The organism is Alterinioella nitratireducens, from assembly GCF_013155465.1.
GTDB lineage: Bacteria > Pseudomonadota > Alphaproteobacteria > Rhodobacterales > Rhodobacteraceae > Alterinioella > Alterinioella nitratireducens.
In genome coordinates this window covers 1-22,027 of record NZ_JABJVX010000012.1, presented here as the reverse complement: position 1 = coordinate 22,027, position 22,027 = coordinate 1, and the positions used below count along the sequence as shown (strand labels likewise).

At 63.2% G+C, this 22,027-nt stretch carries 23 protein-coding genes and 1 pseudogene; 18 read left to right on the top strand and 6 right to left on the bottom strand.

The annotated features are described in order from the left end of the window. The first annotated feature begins 69 nt into the window (after window positions 1–69). Both HNS34_RS16330 and HNS34_RS16325 read left to right on the top strand, forming a co-directional pair. The gene (locus HNS34_RS16330) at window positions 70–411 is read left to right on the top strand and encodes a DUF952 domain-containing protein (protein WP_172321169.1); all 342 of its coding nucleotides are present in this window, start codon (window positions 70–72) and stop codon (window positions 409–411) included. Continuing rightward, window positions 411–1,463 carry a quinone-dependent dihydroorotate dehydrogenase gene (locus tag HNS34_RS16325; RefSeq protein WP_172321168.1) on the top strand — a complete coding sequence of 351 codons (1,053 nt, stop codon included), beginning with the start codon at window positions 411–413 and terminating at the stop codon, window positions 1,461–1,463. The genes HNS34_RS16330 and HNS34_RS16325 overlap by 1 nt, the downstream gene beginning before the upstream one ends. Window positions 1,464–1,522: 59 nt before the next feature. Here HNS34_RS16325 and HNS34_RS16320 read toward each other — a convergent pair whose 3' ends face one another. The 4 genes from HNS34_RS16320 to HNS34_RS16305 all read right to left on the bottom strand — a co-directional run bounded on the left by HNS34_RS16320 (window position 1,523) and on the right by HNS34_RS16305 (window position 4,849). Continuing rightward, the gene (locus tag HNS34_RS16320) at window positions 1,523–2,455 is read right to left on the bottom strand and encodes a Hint domain-containing protein (protein WP_235952779.1); all 933 of its coding nucleotides are present in this window, start codon (window positions 2,453–2,455) and stop codon (window positions 1,523–1,525) included. Between the two features lie 102 nt (window positions 2,456–2,557). Next, entirely contained in the window at window positions 2,558–3,871 is a 1,314-nt protein-coding gene (locus HNS34_RS16315; protein WP_172321167.1) for an MATE family efflux transporter, read from the bottom strand. Then, on the bottom strand, window positions 3,864–4,391 hold the full coding sequence (locus HNS34_RS16310; RefSeq protein WP_172321166.1) for a PaaI family thioesterase: 528 nt from the start codon (window positions 4,389–4,391) through the stop codon (window positions 3,864–3,866). Before HNS34_RS16310 ends, HNS34_RS16315 begins: the two co-directional genes overlap by 8 nt. After that, complete coding sequence (locus HNS34_RS16305; RefSeq protein WP_172321165.1) at window positions 4,388–4,849, bottom strand: PaaI family thioesterase; 462 nt, start codon at window positions 4,847–4,849, stop codon at window positions 4,388–4,390. The genes HNS34_RS16310 and HNS34_RS16305 overlap by 4 nt, the downstream gene beginning before the upstream one ends. Window positions 4,850–4,944: 95 nt before the next feature. Between HNS34_RS16305 and HNS34_RS16300 the strand changes: the two genes are divergently transcribed. From HNS34_RS16300 to HNS34_RS16270, 7 genes and pseudogenes are all read left to right on the top strand, one after another. Then, window positions 4,945–5,319, top strand: a complete 375-nt coding sequence (locus HNS34_RS16300) for a MerR family transcriptional regulator (RefSeq protein ID WP_172321164.1) — start codon at window positions 4,945–4,947, stop codon at window positions 5,317–5,319. 170 nt (window positions 5,320–5,489) lie between these two features. Next, window positions 5,490–5,860 (top strand): annotated as a pseudogene (locus HNS34_RS16295) (MerR family transcriptional regulator); the annotation flags it as partial. 90 nt (window positions 5,861–5,950) lie between these two features. Then, window positions 5,951–7,726 (top strand): acyl-CoA dehydrogenase C-terminal domain-containing protein, encoded by a 1,776-nt coding sequence (locus tag HNS34_RS16290; RefSeq protein ID WP_172321163.1) that lies wholly within the window; start codon window positions 5,951–5,953, stop codon window positions 7,724–7,726. Window positions 7,727–7,737: 11 nt separating this feature from the next. After that, window positions 7,738–7,950: a hypothetical protein gene (locus HNS34_RS16285; RefSeq protein ID WP_172321162.1), complete on the top strand. Its 213-nt coding sequence runs from the start codon at window positions 7,738–7,740 to the stop codon at window positions 7,948–7,950. A gap of 306 nt (window positions 7,951–8,256) precedes the next feature. After that, on the top strand, window positions 8,257–8,898 hold the full coding sequence (locus HNS34_RS16280; RefSeq protein WP_172321161.1) for a glutathione S-transferase family protein: 642 nt from the start codon (window positions 8,257–8,259) through the stop codon (window positions 8,896–8,898). 12 nt (window positions 8,899–8,910) lie between these two features. Further along, the gene (locus tag HNS34_RS16275) at window positions 8,911–10,122 is read left to right on the top strand and encodes an acetyl-CoA C-acetyltransferase (protein ID WP_172321160.1); all 1,212 of its coding nucleotides are present in this window, start codon (window positions 8,911–8,913) and stop codon (window positions 10,120–10,122) included. Window positions 10,123–10,134: 12 nt separating this feature from the next. Further along, window positions 10,135–12,339, top strand: coding sequence for a 3-hydroxyacyl-CoA dehydrogenase NAD-binding domain-containing protein (locus HNS34_RS16270; RefSeq protein WP_172321159.1), 2,205 nt, complete (start codon window positions 10,135–10,137; stop codon window positions 12,337–12,339). A 59-nt stretch (window positions 12,340–12,398) separates the two neighbouring features. On the opposite strand, the gene HNS34_RS16265 is transcribed toward HNS34_RS16270, so the two are convergent. Further along, a complete protein-coding gene (locus tag HNS34_RS16265) occupies window positions 12,399–13,133 on the bottom strand; it encodes a helix-turn-helix transcriptional regulator (RefSeq protein ID WP_214647516.1) in 735 nt (244 codons plus the stop codon). A 79-nt stretch (window positions 13,134–13,212) separates the two neighbouring features. Here HNS34_RS16265 and HNS34_RS16260 point away from each other — a divergent pair, with 79 nt between their 5' ends. Next, a complete protein-coding gene (locus HNS34_RS16260) occupies window positions 13,213–13,569 on the top strand; it encodes a VOC family protein (RefSeq protein WP_172321158.1) in 357 nt (118 codons plus the stop codon). 29 nt (window positions 13,570–13,598) lie between these two features. Here HNS34_RS16260 and HNS34_RS16255 read toward each other — a convergent pair whose 3' ends face one another. Continuing rightward, window positions 13,599–14,516 carry an AraC family transcriptional regulator gene (locus tag HNS34_RS16255; RefSeq protein ID WP_328700557.1) on the bottom strand — a complete coding sequence of 306 codons (918 nt, stop codon included), beginning with the start codon at window positions 14,514–14,516 and terminating at the stop codon, window positions 13,599–13,601. Between the two features lie 138 nt (window positions 14,517–14,654). Between HNS34_RS16255 and HNS34_RS16250 the strand changes: the two genes are divergently transcribed. The 8 genes from HNS34_RS16250 (at window position 14,655) to HNS34_RS16215 (ending at window position 21,983) form a co-directional block, all read left to right on the top strand. Then, a complete protein-coding gene (locus HNS34_RS16250; RefSeq protein WP_172321157.1) occupies window positions 14,655–15,602 on the top strand; it encodes an SDR family oxidoreductase in 948 nt (315 codons plus the stop codon). 84 nt (window positions 15,603–15,686) lie between these two features. Continuing rightward, complete coding sequence (locus HNS34_RS16245; RefSeq protein WP_172321156.1) at window positions 15,687–16,628, top strand: LysR family transcriptional regulator; 942 nt, start codon at window positions 15,687–15,689, stop codon at window positions 16,626–16,628. A gap of 91 nt (window positions 16,629–16,719) precedes the next feature. After that, the gene (locus HNS34_RS16240; RefSeq protein ID WP_172321155.1) at window positions 16,720–18,348 is read left to right on the top strand and encodes an AMP-binding protein; all 1,629 of its coding nucleotides are present in this window, start codon (window positions 16,720–16,722) and stop codon (window positions 18,346–18,348) included. Window positions 18,349–18,638: 290 nt separating this feature from the next. Then, entirely contained in the window at window positions 18,639–19,532 is an 894-nt protein-coding gene (locus tag HNS34_RS16235; RefSeq protein WP_172321154.1) for an SIR2 family protein, read from the top strand. Between the two features lie 43 nt (window positions 19,533–19,575). After that, on the top strand, window positions 19,576–20,619 hold the full coding sequence (locus tag HNS34_RS16230) for an IS5 family transposase (protein ID WP_172321153.1): 1,044 nt from the start codon (window positions 19,576–19,578) through the stop codon (window positions 20,617–20,619). Between the two features lie 197 nt (window positions 20,620–20,816). After that, on the top strand, window positions 20,817–21,035 hold the full coding sequence (locus tag HNS34_RS16225; protein ID WP_172321152.1) for a hypothetical protein: 219 nt from the start codon (window positions 20,817–20,819) through the stop codon (window positions 21,033–21,035). Between the two features lie 65 nt (window positions 21,036–21,100). After that, window positions 21,101–21,469, top strand: a complete 369-nt coding sequence (locus HNS34_RS16220) for a hypothetical protein (protein WP_172321151.1) — start codon at window positions 21,101–21,103, stop codon at window positions 21,467–21,469. A 160-nt stretch (window positions 21,470–21,629) separates the two neighbouring features. After that, complete coding sequence (locus HNS34_RS16215) at window positions 21,630–21,983, top strand: hypothetical protein (protein WP_172321150.1); 354 nt, start codon at window positions 21,630–21,632, stop codon at window positions 21,981–21,983. Window positions 21,984–22,027 lie beyond the last annotated feature (44 nt).

The window sequence follows — 22,027 nt, the reverse complement described above, 5'->3', positions numbered from 1 at the left end:
CATGTAAAGCGATTCAATCGCGCGGGCGGCCCCTTGACGTGGCGGCGCTGACGGGCCAATGGCTGGCCCATGCTGATTTTCAAGATATTGCGGTCCGAGGAATGGGCCGAACTGCGCGCCAAGGGCGAAACCGACGGCGCGCCGGTCGATCTGGCGGATGGTTTCGTGCATTTCTCGACCGCAGAGCAGCTGGCCGGGACCGCCGCCAAACATTTCGCGGGCGCGGAGGGCCTGGAGCTGCTGGCGGTGGAGGCCGCGCGGCTTGGCGATGCGCTGAAATGGGAGGTCTCGCGCGGCGGGGCGGAATTCCCGCATCTCTATGCCAGTTTGCGGCTGGAGGATGTCCTCTGGCACAAGCCCCTGCCCTGGGACGGCACCCGCCATATCATCCCCGAATTGGCGACGCCCTGATGCTGGAGCGGCTCGGCCTCAGCCTCATGCACCGGCTGGACCCGGAGCGGGCGCACGCGCTGGCGCTGACCGCCCTGCGCACCGGGCTTGCCCCGCTGCCCGGCCCCGTCACCTCGCCGCGCCTTGCCACGACCGTGGCGGGCATGACGCTGCTCAACCCCGTCGGGCTGGCGGCGGGCTTCGACAAGAACGCCACCGCCTTCGGGCCGCTGATGCGGGCGGGCTTCGGCTTTCTGGAGGTCGGCGCCGCGACCCCGCGCCCGCAGCCGGGCAACCCGCGCCCGCGCCTCTTCCGCCTGGCGCAAGACCGCGCCGCGATCAACCGGTTCGGCTTCAACAATGATGGGATGGACGCGATCACCGACCGCCTCGCCGCGCGCCATCACGAGATCCCCGTGGGCCTCAACCTCGGGGCCAACAAGGACAGCATCGACCGCGCCGCCGATTTCGCCACCGTGCTGCGCCATGCCGGGGCGCATGTCGATTTCGCCACGGTCAATGTCTCCTCGCCCAACACCGAGCGTCTGCGCGACCTGCAAGGCAAGGACGCGCTCAAGGGGCTGCTGGAAGGCGTGATCGCGGTGCGTGAGGGCATGGCGCGCCCGATCCCGGTTTTCCTCAAGATCGCCCCCGACCTGGAGGCGCGCGAGATCGAGGATATCGCCGAGGTTGCGCACGAAACCCGCATTTCCGGCCTCATCGCCACCAATACCACCCGCGCCCGCGATGGGCTGCACGGGGCCCATCGGAATGAGGCGGGCGGGCTCTCCGGTCAGCCGCTCTTTGCGATGTCCACGGCCGTGCTGGCGCGGCTTTCCGACCTCACCGATGGCCGGATGCCGATCATCGGTGTCGGCGGTGTCGCCACCGCCGAGCAGGCCTATCAGAAGATCCGCGCCGGCGCCTCGGCGGTGCAGCTCTATACCGGGCTGGTCTATGGCGGGCTGTCGCTGGCCGCCGAGATCGCGCGCGGGCTGGACGGGCTCCTTGCGCGCGACGGGTTCGCCAGCGTGGCCGAGGCCGTGGGCACGGGCCGCGCCGACTGGCTATAGCGGGGGGCCGCCCGTCGACGGGCGGCGGTCAAAAATCGTCGACGATTTTGCCCCCGCTATCACGCAACGACGCGCATGCCGATCCCCAACCGCGCCCGGATCGCCTCGGGCAAGAGCCGCGCCGTGCTGATCCGGGGCCGCTCCATCTCGGGGATGATGCGCTCGCAACCGTAAAGCGCGACATATTCGGCATGGTTGTCGAACGCCTGACGTCCGACATAGTCGATAAAGGTCTCGGCAGGCGCGCCATTGGCTAGGATCACGTCGTGGTTCTCGGTTTCGACATGGTAGTAGGTGACAGACTCGGGCAGTTCGGCCAGCGGAACGAAAGCGATGCTGTCGCCGTTCACCAACGCGCTTGCATTGATCACAAGCCCCTCCACGATCATCCCGTGATCGGCACTGACATAGAGGTCGGAGTGGTTGCCCAACGCCCCCGCGCGGATCCGCACCGGCGCGCGTTTTTCGTCCAGCGCCAGGTTCACGGCGGCGGGCGTGACGCGCTGCTTGCCCAGCCATTTGACCGGCACGGCGCGGCCATCAGACGTCATCACGAAGTCGCCGATGCCAATATCCTCGACCCGCCGTTCGCCCTTGGGCATCGCGATCAAAGTGCCGCCCATGAAGCAGAAATTCGCCACCCCGGCATTGTCGCCCGCATTGGTGATGACCTGGGTAACCGCGGTGCCATCGAGGCCGGAGAGATCCGCGAAGCTGCTGGTGTAGGGCACGTAATAGATACCCGGAGTAAGCGTATCCTCGAAAATGGCGTAGTCATGGCCGTTGATCGAGATCGTGAACCCGGAATAGGGAAAGGCCGGACCAAAATAGTGATCCGCCGGGGGGGCCGCATCCGCATTGCCGTCGCTATTGACGTCATTCACATTGGAGCCGGGGATGAAATCATCGAAAAAAACCGTCGTTGGCGTCAATGTGCCGCCACCGGAGATGGCCTCGAATTCCAGATATCCGGTCATCGGGTACAGTGTCATCGGCTTGGCACTTCCTCGTTACCTGTAGGGCTTCATCAAAGCGCACCCAATCCGTGGAGGTTAAACGGCCCCGGCATACCTGACAATCCGCTGATGATCCCCTCACGCCGCCGCCCGCTCCAGCGCCGGGTAGCGCGCGGCCAGCGTCACCGCGCGCAGCACGAAGAAGATCATCAGCGCCGCCCAGAGCCCGTGGTTTTCCAGCCCCGGCACAAGCACGACCAGCGCCAGCACGTAACCGGCGAAGCTCAGCACCATCATGTTGCGCATGTCGCGGGTGCGCGTGGCCCCGATGAAGATGCCGTCCAGCATGAAGGACGGCATGCCCAGCGCCGGGGCCAGCGCGACCCAGACCAGGTAATCGCGCGCCACCTCGCGCACGCCTTCCGCCGTGGTCATCACGTCGATGATCAGCCCACCCAACAGCGCATAGCCCGCCATCAGCCCGACACAGATGCCCAGGCCCCAGAGGCTGGTCAGCACCGCGCCTTGTCTGACACGCGCCCGGCTGCGTGCACCCATCGCCTGGCCCACCAAGGTCTCGGCGGCCAGCGCGAAACCGTCCAGCGCGTGGGCCGTGACATAGACGAACTGGATCAGGATCTGATTGCCCGCCAGCGTCACATCCCCGAACCGCGCGCCCAGGAACATGAAGGCGGCGAAGCCCGTGGTCAGCAGGACCGAGCGGATCATGATGTCGGTATTGACCGCCGCCATGTGAATAAGCCGCGCCCGGTCGAAGACCCGCGCCCAGTCGCGCCAGTCCGGCACCCGGAACGCGGCGCGGCAGAGCCAGAGGCCGAAGGCAAGCCCGCTCCATTCGGCCAGGAACGTGGCCCCGGCAACACCTGCCACGCCCCAGCCCAGGCCCAGCACGAAGACCAGGTCCAGCACGATGTTCAGCCCGTTCATCCAGATTTGCAGCAGCAGGATCGAGGCTGTACGTTCCCGCGCGATGAGCCAGCCATTGATGCCGAAGATCGCGATGGCGGCGGGCGCGGACCAGATGCGGATCGAGATGTAGCGCTGCGCCAGCCCCTCGACCTCGTCCGAGCCTTCCGCCAGCCCCATCGCGGCAGCCACAATGGGCCATTGCAGCACGATCAGGACCAGCCCGCCCATGAGCCCGATCATCAGCACGCGGGTCAGCATCGCGGCGACCTCGGCCCGGTTGCCCGCCCCCATCGCCTGCGCCGTCAGCCCCGTGGTGCCCATGCGCAGGAACCCGAAGATCCAGTAGACCGCGCTGAGGACCACCGCGCCCAGACCCACCGCGCCGATCGGGGCGGCTTCGCCCATCTGGCCCACCACGCCGGTATCGACCAGGCCCAGCAGCGGCACCGTGATGTTCGAGATCATGATCGGCAGCGCGATGGTCAGAACCCTGGAATGGGTCAGGGCCACGGTGTCAGCCATCGGAACCGGGTCCGGCCTGCGGCATCAGGAAATGCCCGGTCGCCTGCGCGAAGAGCCTGTCGCGGTGATCCTGCCACGCCTCGACATGAACGCTGGCATAGCGCCGCCCCGACCGGTTCACCCGCGCCCGCGCATAGCAGTCGCGCGGCAGGCCGGTGCGCAGGTAATCGACGGTGAAATCAATCGTCTTGGGCAGGCGCGGCATGGTCGCGGGCGTCATCTCCTCGGGCGCGATGCGGCCCGACTCGATCTCGGTCCAGATCGTCTGCCAGCTGAGTTGCACGATCGACGTCACCTCGAGGAACGAGGCAATCGCCCCGCCATGCAGCGCGGGCAGCAGCGGGTTGCCGATCAGCTTCTCGTCGAAATGCATCACCGCCGTCAATTCGTCGCCGCGCCGGTCGAAGCCGATGCCCAGAAAGCGGGCATAGGGCATGCCCTCGACAAGCGCCTTCAGCGCGCCGTCGCGGCGTTCCTTGACGACCTGGACGGGTTCGGGGCGCGCGGGCTTCCGGCTCATGTCGTGGCCTCTTTCGGACGCTCGATGGTAAAGGCGCCCGCGGCGGTCGCCACGGGACGCTCCTCGTCCTCGTCCCAGGCGCTGGCGCGCACGAAGCCGACCGAGCGGGTGACATGGAAACACTCGGCCCGCGTCACGATGAGCTGGCCGGGCGCGGCGGGGCGCATGTAGTCGATGCGCAGGTCGATGGTGGCGGTGCCCGCCGGGGCCTCGGGGTGGGTCATCACCGCCGCCCCGCCGCAGGTATCCATCAGCGCCGAGACCGCGCCGCCATGAATGACCCCGGTGCGCGGATCGCCGACCAGGTCGTCGGACCACGGCATCGCGATCACGGCCACCCCCTCGCCGATATCCTGAACTTCCATCTTCAGGCTATGCGCAAATGGCAGCGCCTCGATGAACTGCTTGGCAATGCGTCGTTTCTCGGCTGCGTCCAACGCCTCGGTCCTCTCGCCCATGCGGATTTTTCCGCCCCAGAGGGACCATGGTTTTGCATTCCCTGCAAGCCTGTTGCACAGTCGAAACGACCTGGTAACGGCGAGAGCCTCACGCGATGAATGACGAGCGGCTGGATTTCAAGGCGATGTGCGCGCGGTTCGACGTGACGCCGCGTACCCTGCGCCATTACGAATATATCGAATTGCTGGCGCCCGAACGCGAGGGCCGCGCGCGGTTCTACGGCCCCCGCGAGGTCGCCCGCATGACCCTGATCCTGCGCGGCCGCCGCTTCGGATTCGCGCTCGAGGAAATCCGGCAATGGCTGGAAATGTATGATGCCGACCCCGAGGGCCGCTTGCAGCAACAGGTCTGGATCGACATGGCCGACCGCCAGCTGGACGAGCTGAAGGCCCGCCGCGTCGAGTTGGACGAGGTCATCGACGAGCTGCAAAACCTGCGCAACGTGGTCTGGAACGCACAGGATCCGTGATCGAAACCCCGTGTTTTGTTACAGAATCGGCCATTTCTTGCTGACGTTGCGTCAATCAAAAAAGTGACGCGACGTTTCATTTACGTCAACGTAAGTTTATCTTGTAGAGTGGTCCCAGACGCCACAGATCGGGGACCAGCAAGGCAATGTATGATGCGATAGGTGATCTCATGGATCCTGAAACCATGACCATCCGCGAAATGTGCGACGCGTTCGACGTGACGCCGCGCACCCTGCGGTTCTATGAATCGCGCGCACCCTGCGGTTCTATGAATCGAAAGAATTGCTGTTTCCGATCCGTGACGGACAGAAACGCCTCTTCACCCGGCGCGACCGGGCCCGGCTCAAGCTGATCCTGCGCGGCAAGCGCTTCGGTTTCAGCCTCGAGGAGATCCGGCAATTGCTGGAGCTTTACCATGTCGGCGACCAGCAGGAGACGCAGCTCAAGCGCACGCTCGAGGTGGCCCAGACCCGGCTTGAGGATCTGGAGCAGCGCCGCACCGAACTGGATGCCGCCATCTCCGAGATGAAATCCCAGATGGACCTGGTCCGCGACATGCTTGGCGATGTCCCGGAAGACGACCGGGACGCCTGACCCCCTCTACACTTCTCCGCAAGGACCCGTATCATCATGCCCGACTATACCGCCCCCACCAAGGACATGGCCTATGTGCTGCACGACGTTCTGAAAGTGCAGGACCGTGACATCCCCGGCTATGCCGATCTGGAGCCCGATTTCACCACCGCCATCCTCGACGAGGCCGCCAAGATCGCAAGCGATGTGCTGGCGCCCCTGAACGCGGTCGGCGACCAGGAGGGCTGCACCCTCGAAAACGGGGTCGTGCGCACGCCCAAGGGCTTCAGGGACGCGTTCGAGCAGGTCAAGGAAGGCGGCTGGACCGGCCTCGACATGCCCGAGGAATACGGCGGTCAGAACCTGCCCTACGTGATGGGCCTCGCGCTGACCGAGATGCTGTCCGCCGCCAACCAGGCCTTCGCCATGTACCAGGGCCTGACCCATGGCGCGGCAGCGGCGATCCTGGCGCATGGCACCGAGGCGCAGAAGCAGACCTACCTGCCCGACATGATCTCGTGCAACTGGACCGGCACCATGAACCTGACGGAATCGCATTGCGGCACCGATCTGGGCCTGATGCGCACCAAGGCCGTGCCGCAGGACGATGGCAGCTACCGCATCTCGGGCGAGAAGATCTTCATCTCCTCGGGCGAACATGACATGGCCGAGAACATCATCCACCTGGTGCTGGCCAAGATCCCCGGCGGCCCGGATGGCATCAAGGGCGTCTCTCTCTTCATCGTGCCGAAATTCCTGGTCAAGGACGACGGCAACGTCGGTGAAAGGAACGGCGTCGCCTGCGGCTCGATCGAGGAAAAGATGGGAATCCACGGCAATTCCACCTGCGTGATGAACTACGACGAGGCGCAGGGCTGGCTGCTGGGGGAGGAACATAAAGGCATGCGCGCCATGTTCACGATGATGAACGAGGCCCGCATCGGCGTCGGCATCCAGGGCCTGGCGCAGGCCGACGTGGCCTACCAGAACGCGCTGACCTACGCGAAGGAGCGCCTGCAGGGCCGCGCCGTCACCGGCACGGAGAATCCCGAAGGTCCTGCCGACCCGCTGATCGTGCATCCCGATATCCGCCGCGCGCTGATGGACCAGAAGAGCTTTGTCGAGGGCGGCCGCGCCTTCGTCCTCTGGGGGGCCACGCTAATCGACCAGGCGCATCGCGCCAAGGATGCCGATGCCGACGGTCTGATCTCGCTGATGACCCCGGTGATCAAGGGTTTCCTGACTGACCAGGGCTACGACATGACCGTGCTGGCGCAACAGATCTACGGCGGCCACGGCTATATCGAGGAACATGGCATGAGCCAGTTCACCCGCGATGCCCGCATCGCCATGATCTACGAAGGGGCCAACGGCGTGCAGGCGCTGGACCTCGTGGGCCGCAAGCTGGCCCAGGATGGCGGCAAGCACGTCATGGCCTTCTTCGAGATGGTCAAGAGCTTCATCAAGGACAATGCCGAGGTCGAGGGGATGGAGCCGATCCTGACCCCGCTCAAGCAGGCGTCGAAGGAATTGCAATCGGCCGGCATGTTCTTCATGCAAGAAGGCATGAAGAACCCCAACGCGGCCCTGTCGGGATCCTATGACTTCATGCACATGATGGGCCATGTCTGCCTGGGACTGATGTGGGCCCGGATGGCCCGCGCCTCGCTCGATGCCCTTGCAAACGGCACGTCCGATCCCGACTTCCACAAGACGAAACTGGCCACCGCGCGCTACTACATGGCCCGCCGCCTGCCCGCGACGACAATGCACCTGGCGCGCATCCAATCCGGCGCCGATCCGGTGATGGGTCTGGCCGCCGATCAGTTCTGAGGGGAGAACCCATGCCCAAACGCCTGCGCCTGACCCGCCGTCCCAACATCGCCATGAGCGAGGAGGGCTACCGCAAGCTGCGCGGTCTGGCGCAGGAGGCGGGACTGGATGAGGGGGAGTTTCTCTCCTTCCTCTTCGAGAACTGGAAAAGCGTGATGGATGAGGACAATTTCACCCACCGCATCCGGCTGTTCAATTCGGAGCTTGAGGACAGGAAGCGCTGAAGTCGCAAAGGACGGCGCGGGTATCGAGGACAGGATTTTGAGTATTTGGACCAAGAAGATGGGAGCAGGTTGCTTTCAGAAGAGAACCCTCTGCCACCCGCATAGCCGGTCCGAAGACCGGGGTCGGGCACGCAGAGGGCCATCTCCTTGGGCGGTCATCGGCTCTCCAGCCTGTACCGCACCTGCTACGATGGCACGTTAACGTTAATGCTTCGTTACGTGCCATCTTCTTGGTGAAAATACTCCACGGGGGGTGTGGGGGGTGTGAAACCCCCCACCCGCGCAACGCTGAAACTGGGAGGGACGATGACACTGAAACTCTACTGCTTCGGAGAAAGCGGCAATGCCTACAAGGCGGCGCTGACGCTTGAATTGGCCGGGCTCGACTGGCAGCCGGTCTTTGTCGATTTCTTTGGCGGCGAAACCCGGAGCCCCGATTTCCGCGCCATCAACCCGATGGGCGAGGTGCCGGTGCTGGTCGATACCGACCATGACTACACCCTGACCCAATCCGGCGCGATCCAGGACTATGCCGTGCACCTGTCGGGCAAGCTGACCGGTGCCACGCGCGAGGCCCGCCGCGAAATCCTGCGCTGGATCCTGTGGGACAATCACAAGCTCAGCAGCCAGGCCGGCATGACCCGCTTCTTGATGAACTTTCTCCCCGAGGACAAGCGCCCCGCCGAGGTGATCGGCTTCATGCAGGGCCGCCTCAAATCCGCCTATGCGACGCTGGATGCCGCGCTGGAAACCCGCGACTGGCTGGTGGGCGACGCGATCACCACCGCTGACATCGCCTGCTGCGGCTATCTCTTCTACCCCGAACCCTTCGGATTCGACCGATCCGACTGGCCCCATATCGACGCCTGGCTGACCCGCATCAGCGAAACGCCCGGCTGGAAACACCCCTATGACCTGATGCCCGGCAGCCCTGCCGACCGCACCTGAAAGGACCAAGACATGACCGACGCCTTTATCTACGATGCCGTGCGCACCCCCCGCGGCAAGGGCCGCAAGGACGGAAGCCTGCACGAGGTCTCCGCCCCGCGCCTCTCGGCGATCGCGCTCAACGCGCTGAAATCGCGCAACAACCTCGAAGGCCACGCCGTCGAGGACGTGATCTGGGGCAATGTCACGCAAGTGGGCGAACAGGGCGCCTGTCTTGCGCGGACCGCCGTGCTGGCCTCCGAGCTCGACGAAAGCATCCCCGGCCTCGCCATCAACCGCTTCTGCGCCTCCGGGCTGGAGGCTGTGAACCTCGCCGCCAACCAGGTGCGCGGCGGTGCAGGGTCCGCCTATATCGCGGGCGGGGTGGAATGCATGTCCCGCGTGCCGATGGGCATGGATGGCGGCGCAATCGCCGTCGACCCGTCCATCGCCATCGACAATTACTTCGTGCCGCAGGGCATCTCGGCCGACATCATCGCCACCGAATACGGCTTCACCCGCGATCAGGCCGACGCGCTGGCCGTCGAAAGCCAGAAACGCGCCAAGGCCGCCTGGGACGCAGGGCATTTCGCGGGTTCCGTCGTGCCTGTCAACGATATCAACGGCTTGCCGATCCTGGCCCATGACGAATACATGCGCCCCCAGACCGATATGCAGTCGCTTGGCGGGCTCAAGCCCTCGTTCAAGGACATGGGCGAGACCATGCCCGGTTTCGACGCCATCGCGCTGATGAAATACCCCCATCTTGAGCGGATCAACCACATCCACCACGCCGGCAACTCCTCGGGCATCGTCGATGGCGCTGCCGCCGTACTCATCGGCAACAGGGAATTTGGCGAGGCGATGGGCCTCAAGCCCCGCGCCCGGATCAGGGCCACGGCCAAGATCGGCACCGACCCCACCATCATGCTGACCGGGCCGGTTCCGGTCACGCAGAAGATCCTCGCCGAAAGCGGCATGGAGATCGGCGATATCGACCTTTTCGAGGTCAACGAGGCCTTCGCGAGCGTGGTCATGCGGTTCCAGCAGGCGTTTGACGCGGATTGGGACAAGATCAACGTCAATGGCGGCTCAATCGCCATGGGTCACCCGCTTGGCGCGACCGGCGCGATGATCCTCGGCACGCTCTTGGATGAGCTTGAGCGCAGCGGCAAGGGCACCGGCCTCGCCACTCTTTGCATCGGCTCCGGTATGGGCGCCGCAACCATCATCGAACGCGTGTAAGGAACCAGACCAATGGCTGATTTCACCATGAAGACGGACGCCGACGGCGTCGCCATCATCACCTGGGACACCCAGGGCAAGAGCATGAACGTGCTGAACCTCGACGCGCTGGCCGAGCTGGAGGCTTGCATCGACGAGGCGCTGGCCGATGACGCCGTCAAGGGCGTCATCGTCACCTCCGGCAAGGAGGGAAGTTTCGCGGGCGGCATGGACCTCAACGTCATCGCCAAGATGAAGGAAATGGCGGGCGACAATCCGGCGCGAGGTTTGATGGACGGCATCATGCACATGCACACCGTGCTCAGGAAAATCGAGCGCGCGGGCATGGACCCCAAGACCAACAAGGGCGGCAAGCCCGTGGCCTGCGCCATGCCCGGCACCGGTCTGGGCATCGGCTTCGAGATCCCGCTGGCCTGCCACCGCATTTTCGTCGCCGACAACCCGAAGGCCAAGATCGGCCTGCCCGAGATCATGGTCGGCATCTTCCCCGGCGCGGGCGGCACGACGCGGCTTGTGCGCAAGATGGGCGCGATGACGGCCAGCCCCTTCCTTCTGGAAGGCAAGCTGAGCGACCCCAAGAAAGCCCTCTCCGCCGGTCTGATCGACGAGGTGGTGCCCGCCGACGAGCTGATGGCCAAGGCGAAGGACTGGGTTCTGTCCGAGCCCAGGATCGTCCAGCCCTGGGATGAAAAGGGCTACAAGATGCCCGGCGGCGCGCCCTATCACCCCGCCGGTTTCATGACCTTCGTGGGGGCTTCCGCGATGGTGCATGGCAAGACCAAGGGCGTCTACCCGGCGGCCAAGGCGCTGCTGCAGGCCGTCTATGAGGGCGCGCTGGTGCCCTTCGACACCGCGCTGAAGGTCGAGGCACGCAATTTCGTCAACGTGCTGATGAACCCCTCCTCCGCCGCGATGATCCGCTCGCTTTTCATCAACAAGGAGGCGCTGGAAAAAGGCGCGAACCGCCCCGACGTGGCCGACCAGACGGTCAGACGCGTCGGCATCCTCGGCGCGGGCATGATGGGCGCGGGCATCGCCTATGTCAGCGCGAATGCGGGCATCGAAGTGGTGCTGATCGACGCCAGGCAGGACGCCGCCGACAAGGGCAAGTCCTATTCCGAGGGTATCCTCGACAAGGGCATTTCCCGCAAGAAGGTGACGGAAGAGAAGAAACAGGAGGTTCTGGACCGCATCACCGCAACCACCGATTACGCCGCCCTTGAAGGCTGCGACCTGATCGTCGAGGCGGTGTTCGAGGATGTCGGCGTCAAGGCCGGTGTGACCGAAAAGACCGAGGCCGTGATCCCGGCAGATGCGATCTTCGCCACCAACACCTCGACCCTGCCGATCACCGAGCTTGCCAAGGCGTCCAAGCGCCCCGATCAGTTCATCGGCATCCACTTCTTCAGCCCCGTCGACAAGATGCTGCTGGTCGAGATCATCAAGGGCGAGAAGACCGGCGATGTGGCTGTGGCCAAGGCGCTCGATTTCGTGCGCCAGATCCGCAAGACGCCGATCGTCGTCAATGACGCCCGCTTCTTCTACGCCAACCGCTGCATCATCCCCTACATCAACGAAGGGGTGCGGATGGTCACCGAAGGCGTCTCGCCGGTGCTGATCGAGAATGCCGCCAAGCTGGTCGGCATGCCTCTGGGTCCGCTGCAACTGACCGACGAGACCTCCATCGACCTCGGCGTCAAGATCGCCAAGGCCACCCGCGCGGCGATGGGCGACGACTATGACAACGACGCCGCCGATGAGGTGCTGTTCTGGTTGGAGGGCGAAGGCCGGTTGGGCCGCAAGTCCAATGCGGGCTTCTACGCCTATGACGACAAGGGCAAGCGCGAGGGGATCTGGGAGGGCATCGCCGCCAAATACAAGGAGGCCGACGACCAGCCGAGCCTGACCGAGGTGCAGCATCGCCTGCTCTTCGCGCAGGTGCTGGAGGCGGTGCGCGCATTGAAGGATGGCGTGCTGGAAGACATCCGCGAAGGCGATGTCGGCGCGATCCTCGGCTGGGGCTTCGCGCCCTGGTCCGGCGGGCCGTTCTCCTGGCTCGACATCCTCGGCACGCCCTACGCCGCCGAGCGTTGCGACGAGTTGGCCAAGACCTATGGCGACCGCTTCGCGACCCCTGCCCTCCTGCGCGAGATGGCCGACAAGGGGCAGAGCTTCTACGGCCGCTTCGGCGAAGGTGTGGACAGCAAGGCCGCCTGAACCAAGGGGCAAGACAGGATCAAGCGGGCGTTCCTCGGGGCGCCCGTTTTCGTTGACCCTCACAGCGCCAGGTCGTCACCCTCCATCGCGGATCGGAACGCAGGCTTCGGCAACAGGCGAAACGGATCGGCCGTCCGGCTGGCGGCAATCATCCGGTCACATCGGAAGGTCCGTGGCGCTTGCCTGAGATGGTCGACCGCGACGACATACCAGACGGGATATTTCAGCAAAAGGTAATGCGGCTCGATCCGGCGTTCGGAGACCGCGCCATCCTCGCGCCGGTATCGGATCTCCAGCACCTCCTGATCGACAAAAGCCTGGTGCAACGCCTGCACGACCCGTTTCGGCGGCGCGCTGACCCCGGCCTGCACATAGGTCGAGGCGGTGACACCGATCACGACGCGCGATTTCAGCCGGTTCACCCTGTCGCGCTTTTCCGGCGAGAACGAGGCCACCAACTGCCGCCGCACCGATCCCTGGCTGGCCAGGAACAGGGGCGACTCCATCCGCTCCGCCACCGCGATGCTGATCAGAAGATCGACCGCCTCGGGATAGGAGAGGTTCATCCGGCCCACGCCCCATCTCCGGTCCAGCCGCACACCCCCGCCGCGCCCGCGATCGGCGTCGATCGGCAGGCCCTGTTCGCGCATCAGCGCCAGGTCGCGCGCGATCGTGCGGGTGCTGACCCCATGGGTGCGCGCGAGATCCCGGACCGTGCAATGCCCCTCCTGCTTGAGCTCTGCGCCAAGCAGGTCCATCCGCCTGAGCCTGTCCTGTGCGTTTGTCCGGGCCATGCAACAAATAGGACATAAAATGTCATATTTGGCAATATCGGGTGACCTACATCGAAACGGCAGACAAGGAGATCACGCCATGAAGATGAACTACGTCACCCTCGGCACGAATGACATGCAGGCCGCAAAGGCCTTCTACGATGCGCTCTTCGCGGGGGCGGGGCTGCAATGCGCCTCCCCCTCGGAGAGGATGACCTACTGGTTCGGCACGGATTTCGCCTTCGCGACAGCGATCCCCTTCGACACGACCCCCGCCACCAGCGGCAACGGCACCATGGTGGGCTTCCGCGCCGGGACCGAGGAGGACGTCAGACGATTGCACGCGCTGGCCCTCACCCTCGGCGCCACCTGCGAAGGCACGCCCGGCCAACGCGGGCCGAAATTCTCGGCCTATATCCGCGATCTCGACGGGAACAAGCTGTGCCTCTCCGACTAAGTTCACACTGGCGGCCCGAACAGGGGCCGTCACATCCCCCCTGCGGGGAGGTCTTGCGCATCGCTCCATTGCCTTGGCGACTGACCATAGAGCCGCTTGAACTCGCGGCTGAACTGGGACGGGCTGAGATAGCCGACATCCATCGCCGCTTCGCTTACCGGCATGCCCCCGGCAATCTTCATCGCGGCACTGTTCAGGCGCATCGACTTGACGAACTGGATCGGCGGCAATGTCGTCACCTGCTTGAACTTGCGATGAAACACCGCCCGGCTCATGCCCGCGCGGCTGGCCATGTCGTCGATCGAGATCGGCGCGTCCAGATTGGACGATACATGCGCAATGGCTCGCGCAATGGCATTGCCCGCACCGAAGGCCTGCCGCGCGACGCCGCCCGCCTCCCCCTTCAGGATCGCGTAATAGAGCTCGCGCAGCCGCGCCTCGCCCAGAACGGCGGTATCCGTCTTGCTGTCGCCCAGTTGCAGGAGCCTCAGCAGGGCCTCCGAAAATGCCGCGTCCCACCGCGCAAACCGGATGCCCTGCGACACCGGCCCGGGGTCAGGCGCCGTGATCGCGCCGCCTGCGGTCTCCATCTCGATGGCCAGCCCGGCCATCAGGCGCGGATCGAGCGCGATGTAGACACCGAAAAGTGGCGTATCGGGCGAGGCGGTCGGCGTCCCCGCCTTCACCGGCATCGACATGGGGCAGAGCAGATACCGGCTGTTGTCATAGACATATCGCGCGCCGTCCAGCACCGCCTCCTTGGCCCCGCTGGCGATGGCGATGACAGAGGGTTCATAGACCGCCGGGGCGCAGGGCACGGCTTTCGTCGCACGGAACAGCCTGACCCCCGCAACGCCGGTTTCCATCAGCCCGTCTTCCTGCATGCGGCCCGCGATAAGCTGCCTGATCCGATCCTGTGTCATGCCGCCAAAGTAGCGCAGATCCACCACCCGCAACAACCCAACCGATACAATCAGGCAAGTATACGCGCCAATATCGCCCGTTTTTTGACGGACCTGAGAGCTATCTCACATTGCAGGTTGAAACCGCACGCCCCCTCGACCCGTGCTGGAAGGAGCATGACAATGGCAGACACGACATTCGGACCCGATGGCTGGACGCCCGACCACCTCGGCACCCTCGCAGGCAAGACCTTTGTCATTACCGGCGCCAATGCCGGTGCGGGTTTCCAAGTCGCGCGCATCCTTCTGTCCAAGGGCGCCGCGGTGGTGATGCTGAACCGCAGCGCCCAGAAATCGACCGGGGCCATCGCGGATATGAAGCAGGAATTCGGGCCGCGCGCCGAGGTCGGATTTATCCGCATGGACCTGGCCGAGCTTGCCAGCGTGCGCGCAGCGGCGGAGGAGCTTCTCAGGACCGTTCCCCGGATCAACGCGCTGATCTGCAACGCCGCCATCGCGCAGGTGCCGACGCGAGAGCTTACCGTTGACGGGTTCGAAAGCCAGCTTGGCACCAACCATTACGGCCATTTCGTCCTCGGCGGGATGCTCTTCGACCGCATCGAGGCGTCGATGGGCCGGATCGTTGTCGTGGCCAGCCTTGGCTACAGGATGGGGCTCCGGACGATCCAGTTCGACGACATGAACTGGGACAAGGCCTATCGCGCCAATCCGGCCTACAGCCAGAGCAAGCTGGCGCAGATGATGTTCGCCTATGAATTGCAGGACCGGGTCAGGGCCGCCGGCAGGAAAGTCGGGGTCTATGTCTGCCACCCCGGGGCCTCCGCGACCTCGCTGATAAGCACCAGCGGGGGGCTTTTGACGCGGGCAACATGGTGGCTGATGAGCAAGACTCCGTTGGTGCAGACCGCCGAAAAAGGCGCTTACCCGGAAGTCATGTGCGCGACCCAGGGCGGGTTGGACCAGCGCGCCCTTCATGGTCCCACGGGGTGGATGCAAACTGGTGGCCCTGTCGGCAAGGGTACGCTGGAACCCTACGCCCATGACAAGCCCGTCATGACCAGATTGTGGGAACGATCTGAACAGGAAACGGGGTTCAGCTGGCGCTTGTGACCGGAGGCTTGTTCCGGCACGGCGCATCAGGCAGGGTTGTTGAACAGAATTCAACAGGCCCGACCCGAGGCAATCTCATGCACCATGACTGACAGTCAGCTCCACCGGCTCGACCTCAATCTTCTCGTGACCTTCGAGGCGCTCATGACCGAGGGCAGCGTCGCGAAAGCCGCCGAGAGGTTGAACAAGACCCCCTCGGCGGTCAGCCACGCGCTGGCGCGGCTGCGCGACCAGCTTGGCGATCCGCTGATGGTCAAGGTCGGTGGCCGGATGCAGCCCTCGCCCTTCGCCCGGACCCTGATCGAGGATGTCCGCCCGATCCTGCGCAGCATCCAGCGCGTCGTCGCGCCGCCCCAGCCCTTCGATCCCGAGACCAGCACCCGCACCTTCCGCATCGCCGTGCCCGCGATCACGGCCCTCATCGCCGAGGTCTTCGCGCGGATCAACCGCGACGCGCCGGGAGTATCGCTGGAATGGGTGGGCCTGGGCCCACATCTCTATACCGCCGTGGCGGATGAACAGGTCGATCTTGCCCTTCTGGGGGCCGACAGCCCCCTGCCCGACGGGCTGATGGAGCAGAAGATGCCGACCCTGCACCGCCTCACCTTCCTGCGCGCGGGCCATCCGGCGGCGGAAAACTGGACCAGGCAGGCCTGGCTGGACTGGCCGCATGTGATGGTGGGCCTGTCCAGCGCCGCGCGCGAGACCGTCGAGGACCGCGTCGCCCGCGACGGGTTGCAGCGCCGCATCGGCGCGCATCTGCCCGAGTTCTCCGGCGTCGCGCCGCTGCTGGCCCGCACCGACATGCTGGGAACGACCGTGCCGCCCTTCATCGCCGAGGCCATGCGCACCTACGGCCTGATCGCCAGACGCCCGCCGGTGGACCTGCCCGACATCACATTCCGCTTTTTCTGGAGCGCCCGCCTGTCGCAGGATCCCGGCGGCAAATGGCTCCGCGCCCTGGTGATCGACGCCTACCGGGCCGTCCACGACCGGGCGCTGGAGATCTGCCAGCCCTCCGGCTGAGACCCGCGCGAAAGATCGCCTTCCCTCCCCCCCTTTCCTTTTTCGTCCCACCCGCCCAATACTCGTCCCCACCAATGGGGGGAGGACCACGATGGGCTGGATGAAGGACGAAACCGGGCTGGAGAAACGCGCCGCGAATTACGTGCCGCTGACCCCGCTCAGCCACCTGGCCCGCGCGGCGCAGGTCTTTCCCACCCACGATGCCCTGGTCTACGGCACGTTCCGCAAGACCTATGCCGAATACCATGCCCGCGTCTCCCGCCTCGCCTCGGCCCTTGCCGCGCGTGGCGTGCGCCCCGGCGATGTGGTCGCCACCGTGATGCCCAACATCCCCGCCCAGGCCGAGGCGCTCTTCGGCGTGCCGGCCTGCGGGGGCGTCCTCAACACCATCAACACGCGGCTCGATATCGGCACCATCTCCTACATCCTCGATCACGGCGAGGCGGCGGTGGTCCTCGTCGATACCCAGTTCCTCGGCACGGTCGAGGAGGCCATCCGCGCCCAGGAGGCCGACACCCTCCCCCTCATCGTCGAGGTGCCGGACGAGCAGGCCGGCTACCCCGCCTCGACCCGCCACCTGACCTATGAGGAGCTGCTGGCCGAAGGCGACCCCGACGCGCCCTGGCAGATGCCGCAAGATGAATGGGAATCCATCGCGCTCAACTACACCTCCGGCACCACCGGGCGGCCCAAGGGCGTCGTCTACCACCATCGCGGGGCCTACCTGATCACGCTCGGCACGCCGATTTCCTGGCGCATGATTCTGCACCCGCGCCTCCTGACCATCGTGCCCTTCTTCCACTGCAACAACTGGTGCCACACCTGGATGCTGCCCGCGCTCGGCGGCACCGCCATCTTCTGCCGCGACGTGACCGCCAAGGCCATCTACGACGCCATCGCGGATGAGGGCGTGACCCATTTCGGCGGTGCCCCCATCGTGCTCAACGCCATCGTCAACGCAAACCCCGCCGACCGCCGCGACTTCGACCATACCGTCGAGGTCTTCACCGCCGGCGCGCCACCCGCCGCCGCCACGCTGGCCCGGATCGAGACCATGGGCTTCAACGTCACCCAGGTCTACGGGCTGACCGAAACCTATGGCCACGCCACCGAATGCGTCTGGAAGGATACGGATTGGGCCGATCTGCCCCAGGACGACATCGCCGCGATGAAGGCCCGCCAGGGCGTCGCGCTCCCCAATATGGAGCCCGTGGTCGTGACCGCTGACGACATGACCCCGGTGCCCCGCGACGGCGCAACCCTGGGCGAGGTCATGATCCGCGGCAATTCGGTGATGAAGGGCTATTACAAGAACCCCCGCGCCACCGCCGAGGCGTTCCGGGGCGGCTATTTCCACTCCGGCGACATCGCCGTGCAGCATCCCGACAGCTACATCCAGATCGCCGACCGCGCCAAGGACATCATCATTTCGGGCGGCGAGAACGTGAGTTCGGTCGAGGTCGAGGGCGCCCTCATGCACCACCCCGCCGTCCTGCTCTGCGCCGTGGTGGCGAAGCCGGACGAGAAATGGGGCGAGGTGCCCTGCGCGTTTGTCGAGTTGAAGGAAGGCGCCGAGGTGACCGAGGCCGACCTCATCGCCTTCGCCCGCGAACGCCTGGCAGGCTTCAAGACGCCGAAACAGGTGGTGTTCCAGGAGCTGCCCAAGACGTCGACGGGGAAGATCCAGAAGTTTGAATTGCGGAAGCTGGTTGTGGAGTAAGAGAAACTGCAAAACTCCACGCTTCCACGCAGCATCAAAGCCGCGCATCGCCGGGCCGCGGTGCGGCGATCAAGCTTGCGACCGACAGCGCTCGATACCCCCCAAACACATCCGCCCTCCGAGCGTCGCGCAGGAGGCAGCCAATCGCCGTGCCGGGGGGCTCTCACACATCACCTCTGCGATGTGTTGCCGACAGGCGATTGCCTTGCAATCGCCGAAAGGCCAGCACTGCGCGGCGCGAAGCATTGCAAGAGAACATGTTCTTCGCATAAAGTTCACGGAAGCCAATAGTGGGGGACACTGTGCTTACGATTGAAAACGAAGCAAGCTTCAAAGCGGCACTCAAGAAAGAAATCAACTTATTTGTGGGCGCTGGGTTCTCAATATTGGCAGAGAACAAGATCGGCCAGACGCTTCCTACGGGCCAAGAGCTAGTTGATGAACTTTGCGCTGAGTTTTCAGAGTCAGGGCTTTCTGGACAACAACTACCGCTCGTATCACAGGTTATCAAATCAAAGGATCGAATCAGGTTCAACGAATTTTTGAAAAAGCGATTCATCGTAGGAGATTACGATGAAAGATATGACACGATATCAAAATTCTCGATAGCGAGGATATTTACTACAAACATTGATGACCTCTTAGGGAAGGTATTCGAAAAAGCGTCAGGTAAGTATCTCAACGACTTGATTCTTCAAGGCGCTACGTTTCGTGACATCACTGCCGTGGAATACCTTCCGTTACATGGTAGCGTCACTTATCCCAATACTGACTTTACGTTTACACCGATCGAAATAGCTTCGGCATTCTCTAATAATCCAACCCAATTTCAATACCTTGTCTCCTGCCTGAATAAATCTCCAACAGTTTTTTTGGGGTACTCTCTCCAAGATGCTGGCGCATTGCAGTCTTTGAATACGACATTTTCGTCCGGCCCTCAGGACAAGGCGCGATGGATTCAGTTACGGCAACGTGATGCCGCTGCAGAATCATATTTTAGATCTCTGGGCTTCCAGATAATCATTGGTGATACGGATGCGCTGCTCGACTTCTTCGCGAACGAATCTCAGAATATCGATCCAAAGCAGGCACAGGAGCTAACAGCGAAAGATTTCGGCTCCGGCGGCATTCCTACACTACAACAAACTGCCGGGCACCTCGAAAAATTGCTCTGCCCTTGCTGACGGGGTATTGTTTCTGGGGTGTTTCGCAGCTGGGGGTGTGTCGATGGCGCAGATGGGCTTCTTTGATCTTTCAGACCGCTATGCGAGCCTGGACGCCAAGAAGGACCCGTTGATCGAGATCGACGCTGTCGTGCCCTGGGAGGAATTTCGCCCGACCCTGGAACGGGTCTGGCGCAAGCCGGATGCGGAGCGCAAGTCCCGCGCGGGGCGCAAGCCGATTGACGCGGTGCTGATGTTCAAGACGCTGGTGCTGAGCGCGCTTTACAACCTGTCCGACGACCAGATCGAGTATCAGGTGCGGGACCGGCTGTCCTTCATGCGGTTCCTGGGCCTCGGCCTGGAGGACCGGGTCCCGGATGCAAAGACGGTGTGGCTCTATCGCGAGGCGCTGGCGCAGGCGGGCAAGGTGGAGGAACTGTTCCAGCAGTTCGACCGGCATCTGGCGCGTCAGGGCTACATCGCGCGGGGTGGTCAAATCCTCGATGCGTCCATCGTTCCGGTGCCACGCAACCACAACAGCCGCGAGGAAAACAAGGCCATCAAGAACGGCGAGGTGCCAGATGCGTGGGCTGACAAGCCGGCCAAGCGATCGCAGAAGGACGTGGATGCCCGCTGGACCAAGAAGCATGGCAAGAGCCATTACGGCTACAAGAACCACGTAAATGTGGATCGCAAGCACAAGCTGGTGCGGCGCTATCACGTCAGTGACGCGGCGCAGCATGACAGCCAAGCGGTGGATCACCTGCTGATCAAGGGGAATACCGGCTCCGGCGTATGGGCGGATGCGGCCTATCGGTCCGAGGAGACGGAGACCAAGCTGCGCGCGCGAAAGCTGAAAAGCCACATTCACCGTAAGGGGAAACGGGGCAAGCCGTTGACCGAGCAGGCCAACGGCAGCAACCGGACGAAATCCTCGGTGCGCGTGCGCGTCGAGCATGTGTTCGGTGCACAGGCCAACGATATGGGCGGCACGCTGGTGCGCACGATCGGCATGGTGCGGGCCCGCGCGAAGATCGGGATGAAAAACCTTGCTTACAACATGCGCCGTCTCGGCCAGTTGCGCCGCCTGAACCCGCGCCCTGCATGACCCTGGCGCGTTGAAATCAGGCCGTGAGGCCGGAAACACAACACTTCAAAGGCGGGCGACCGCCATCCTTGGGACACGCACAGCGGCGTCCGCTGAAATAATGTGCGCCTCATGCGGCGATGAGCTTTACGAGCCGGCGGAAACAGTCAAAAATTCGAGGTGCCCCCAAGTTAGATTTTGAAGGAAGCGGGTAATCCATGAATAAAACACCGAATAAGGTCTGGCGAGTCGGTGCCCATGGCAACATCAGCCGGACTCTTGATGTCACTCCGATTGGCCTCCATGAGCAGGACTTTGAAGGGCTGAGCGCGGAAGAGGCGAGCGCCCGTCGAACAGCTTTTCTAAGTGCTGGTAGTCGATTTGAACCAGGGATCCTGTCGGTCAACTCAATGGCTTCCGTGCGCAACGAAGCGTGACAGTGGTCGCGACTTCGCAGTCGATGCCTGACAAATAACGCGAATGATAAAAAAACGATGCACAAATGAAATCCCTTTTTCTTCTCATTTTCGGAGCTGTGGCAATCATAGGCATCTCAGGTTGGGGTTCGATGATTTTGGTTGCTGCTCTTTTCCCGGCGTTTAACTTCAAGGATGAATTTGTTGAGTTTTATGAAAAAACAACGGGCGCTCCTCCTTCGCGAAGAAGGTTAATTCTTAACGCCTACGGCGCTACCAACTACTTTTTTTTGACTGAAATGTGCTGGAGGCCCTTGACGCAGAATTCAATACGAATAGTTCCAACAGCCTCATTCATACGAGTTTTATTGATGGCGTGGATTGCAATATTTACCAGTTTGATTTTATGGGCTATTGTTTTAGTATTATTTATTCTGCTTAGGACTTACCTTTGACTCTAACACTCGCCATTTTTGCACTTCTGAAATACTCAGTAATCGCAACAATTCTTCACTAGCCCTCGAACTACAGACCACAGGCATTTTTTCGTAACAAGGTAAGGAGTTCAATATGACTTGTCCAAACTCAAATTCCGAAAGCACAAACCCAGACTGGATGCCGCAGGGACTCGCCGATTCGATCGACGAAATCTTGCTGAATATAGATGAGTATGTGGCCGGTGCCCGAGACGAATTGATAGCTGCCGGTGTGAATATGAGCGGCATTAACTCGATCGGTGTCTATGTCGGAGGCGGCGGCGGCGGCGTGCTCGCGGATGGAACGACATCAGTCACGATACTGGCCGATCCAAATAACCCTGAGAATTATACCATATATTGGTCAGGTGAAGCCGGACTGGGTCCAGGCTTGAGCTTGATTGGTTTTATTGGGGAGGCAGGTGCCGTCGGCTATACCGGAATCCACGATGAATATGATTGGACCTGTCACGGTTTGATGCCGCTCCTTTGATAGCATTTACTGCAACAAAGGAGACTGACTATGGGACTGAAACG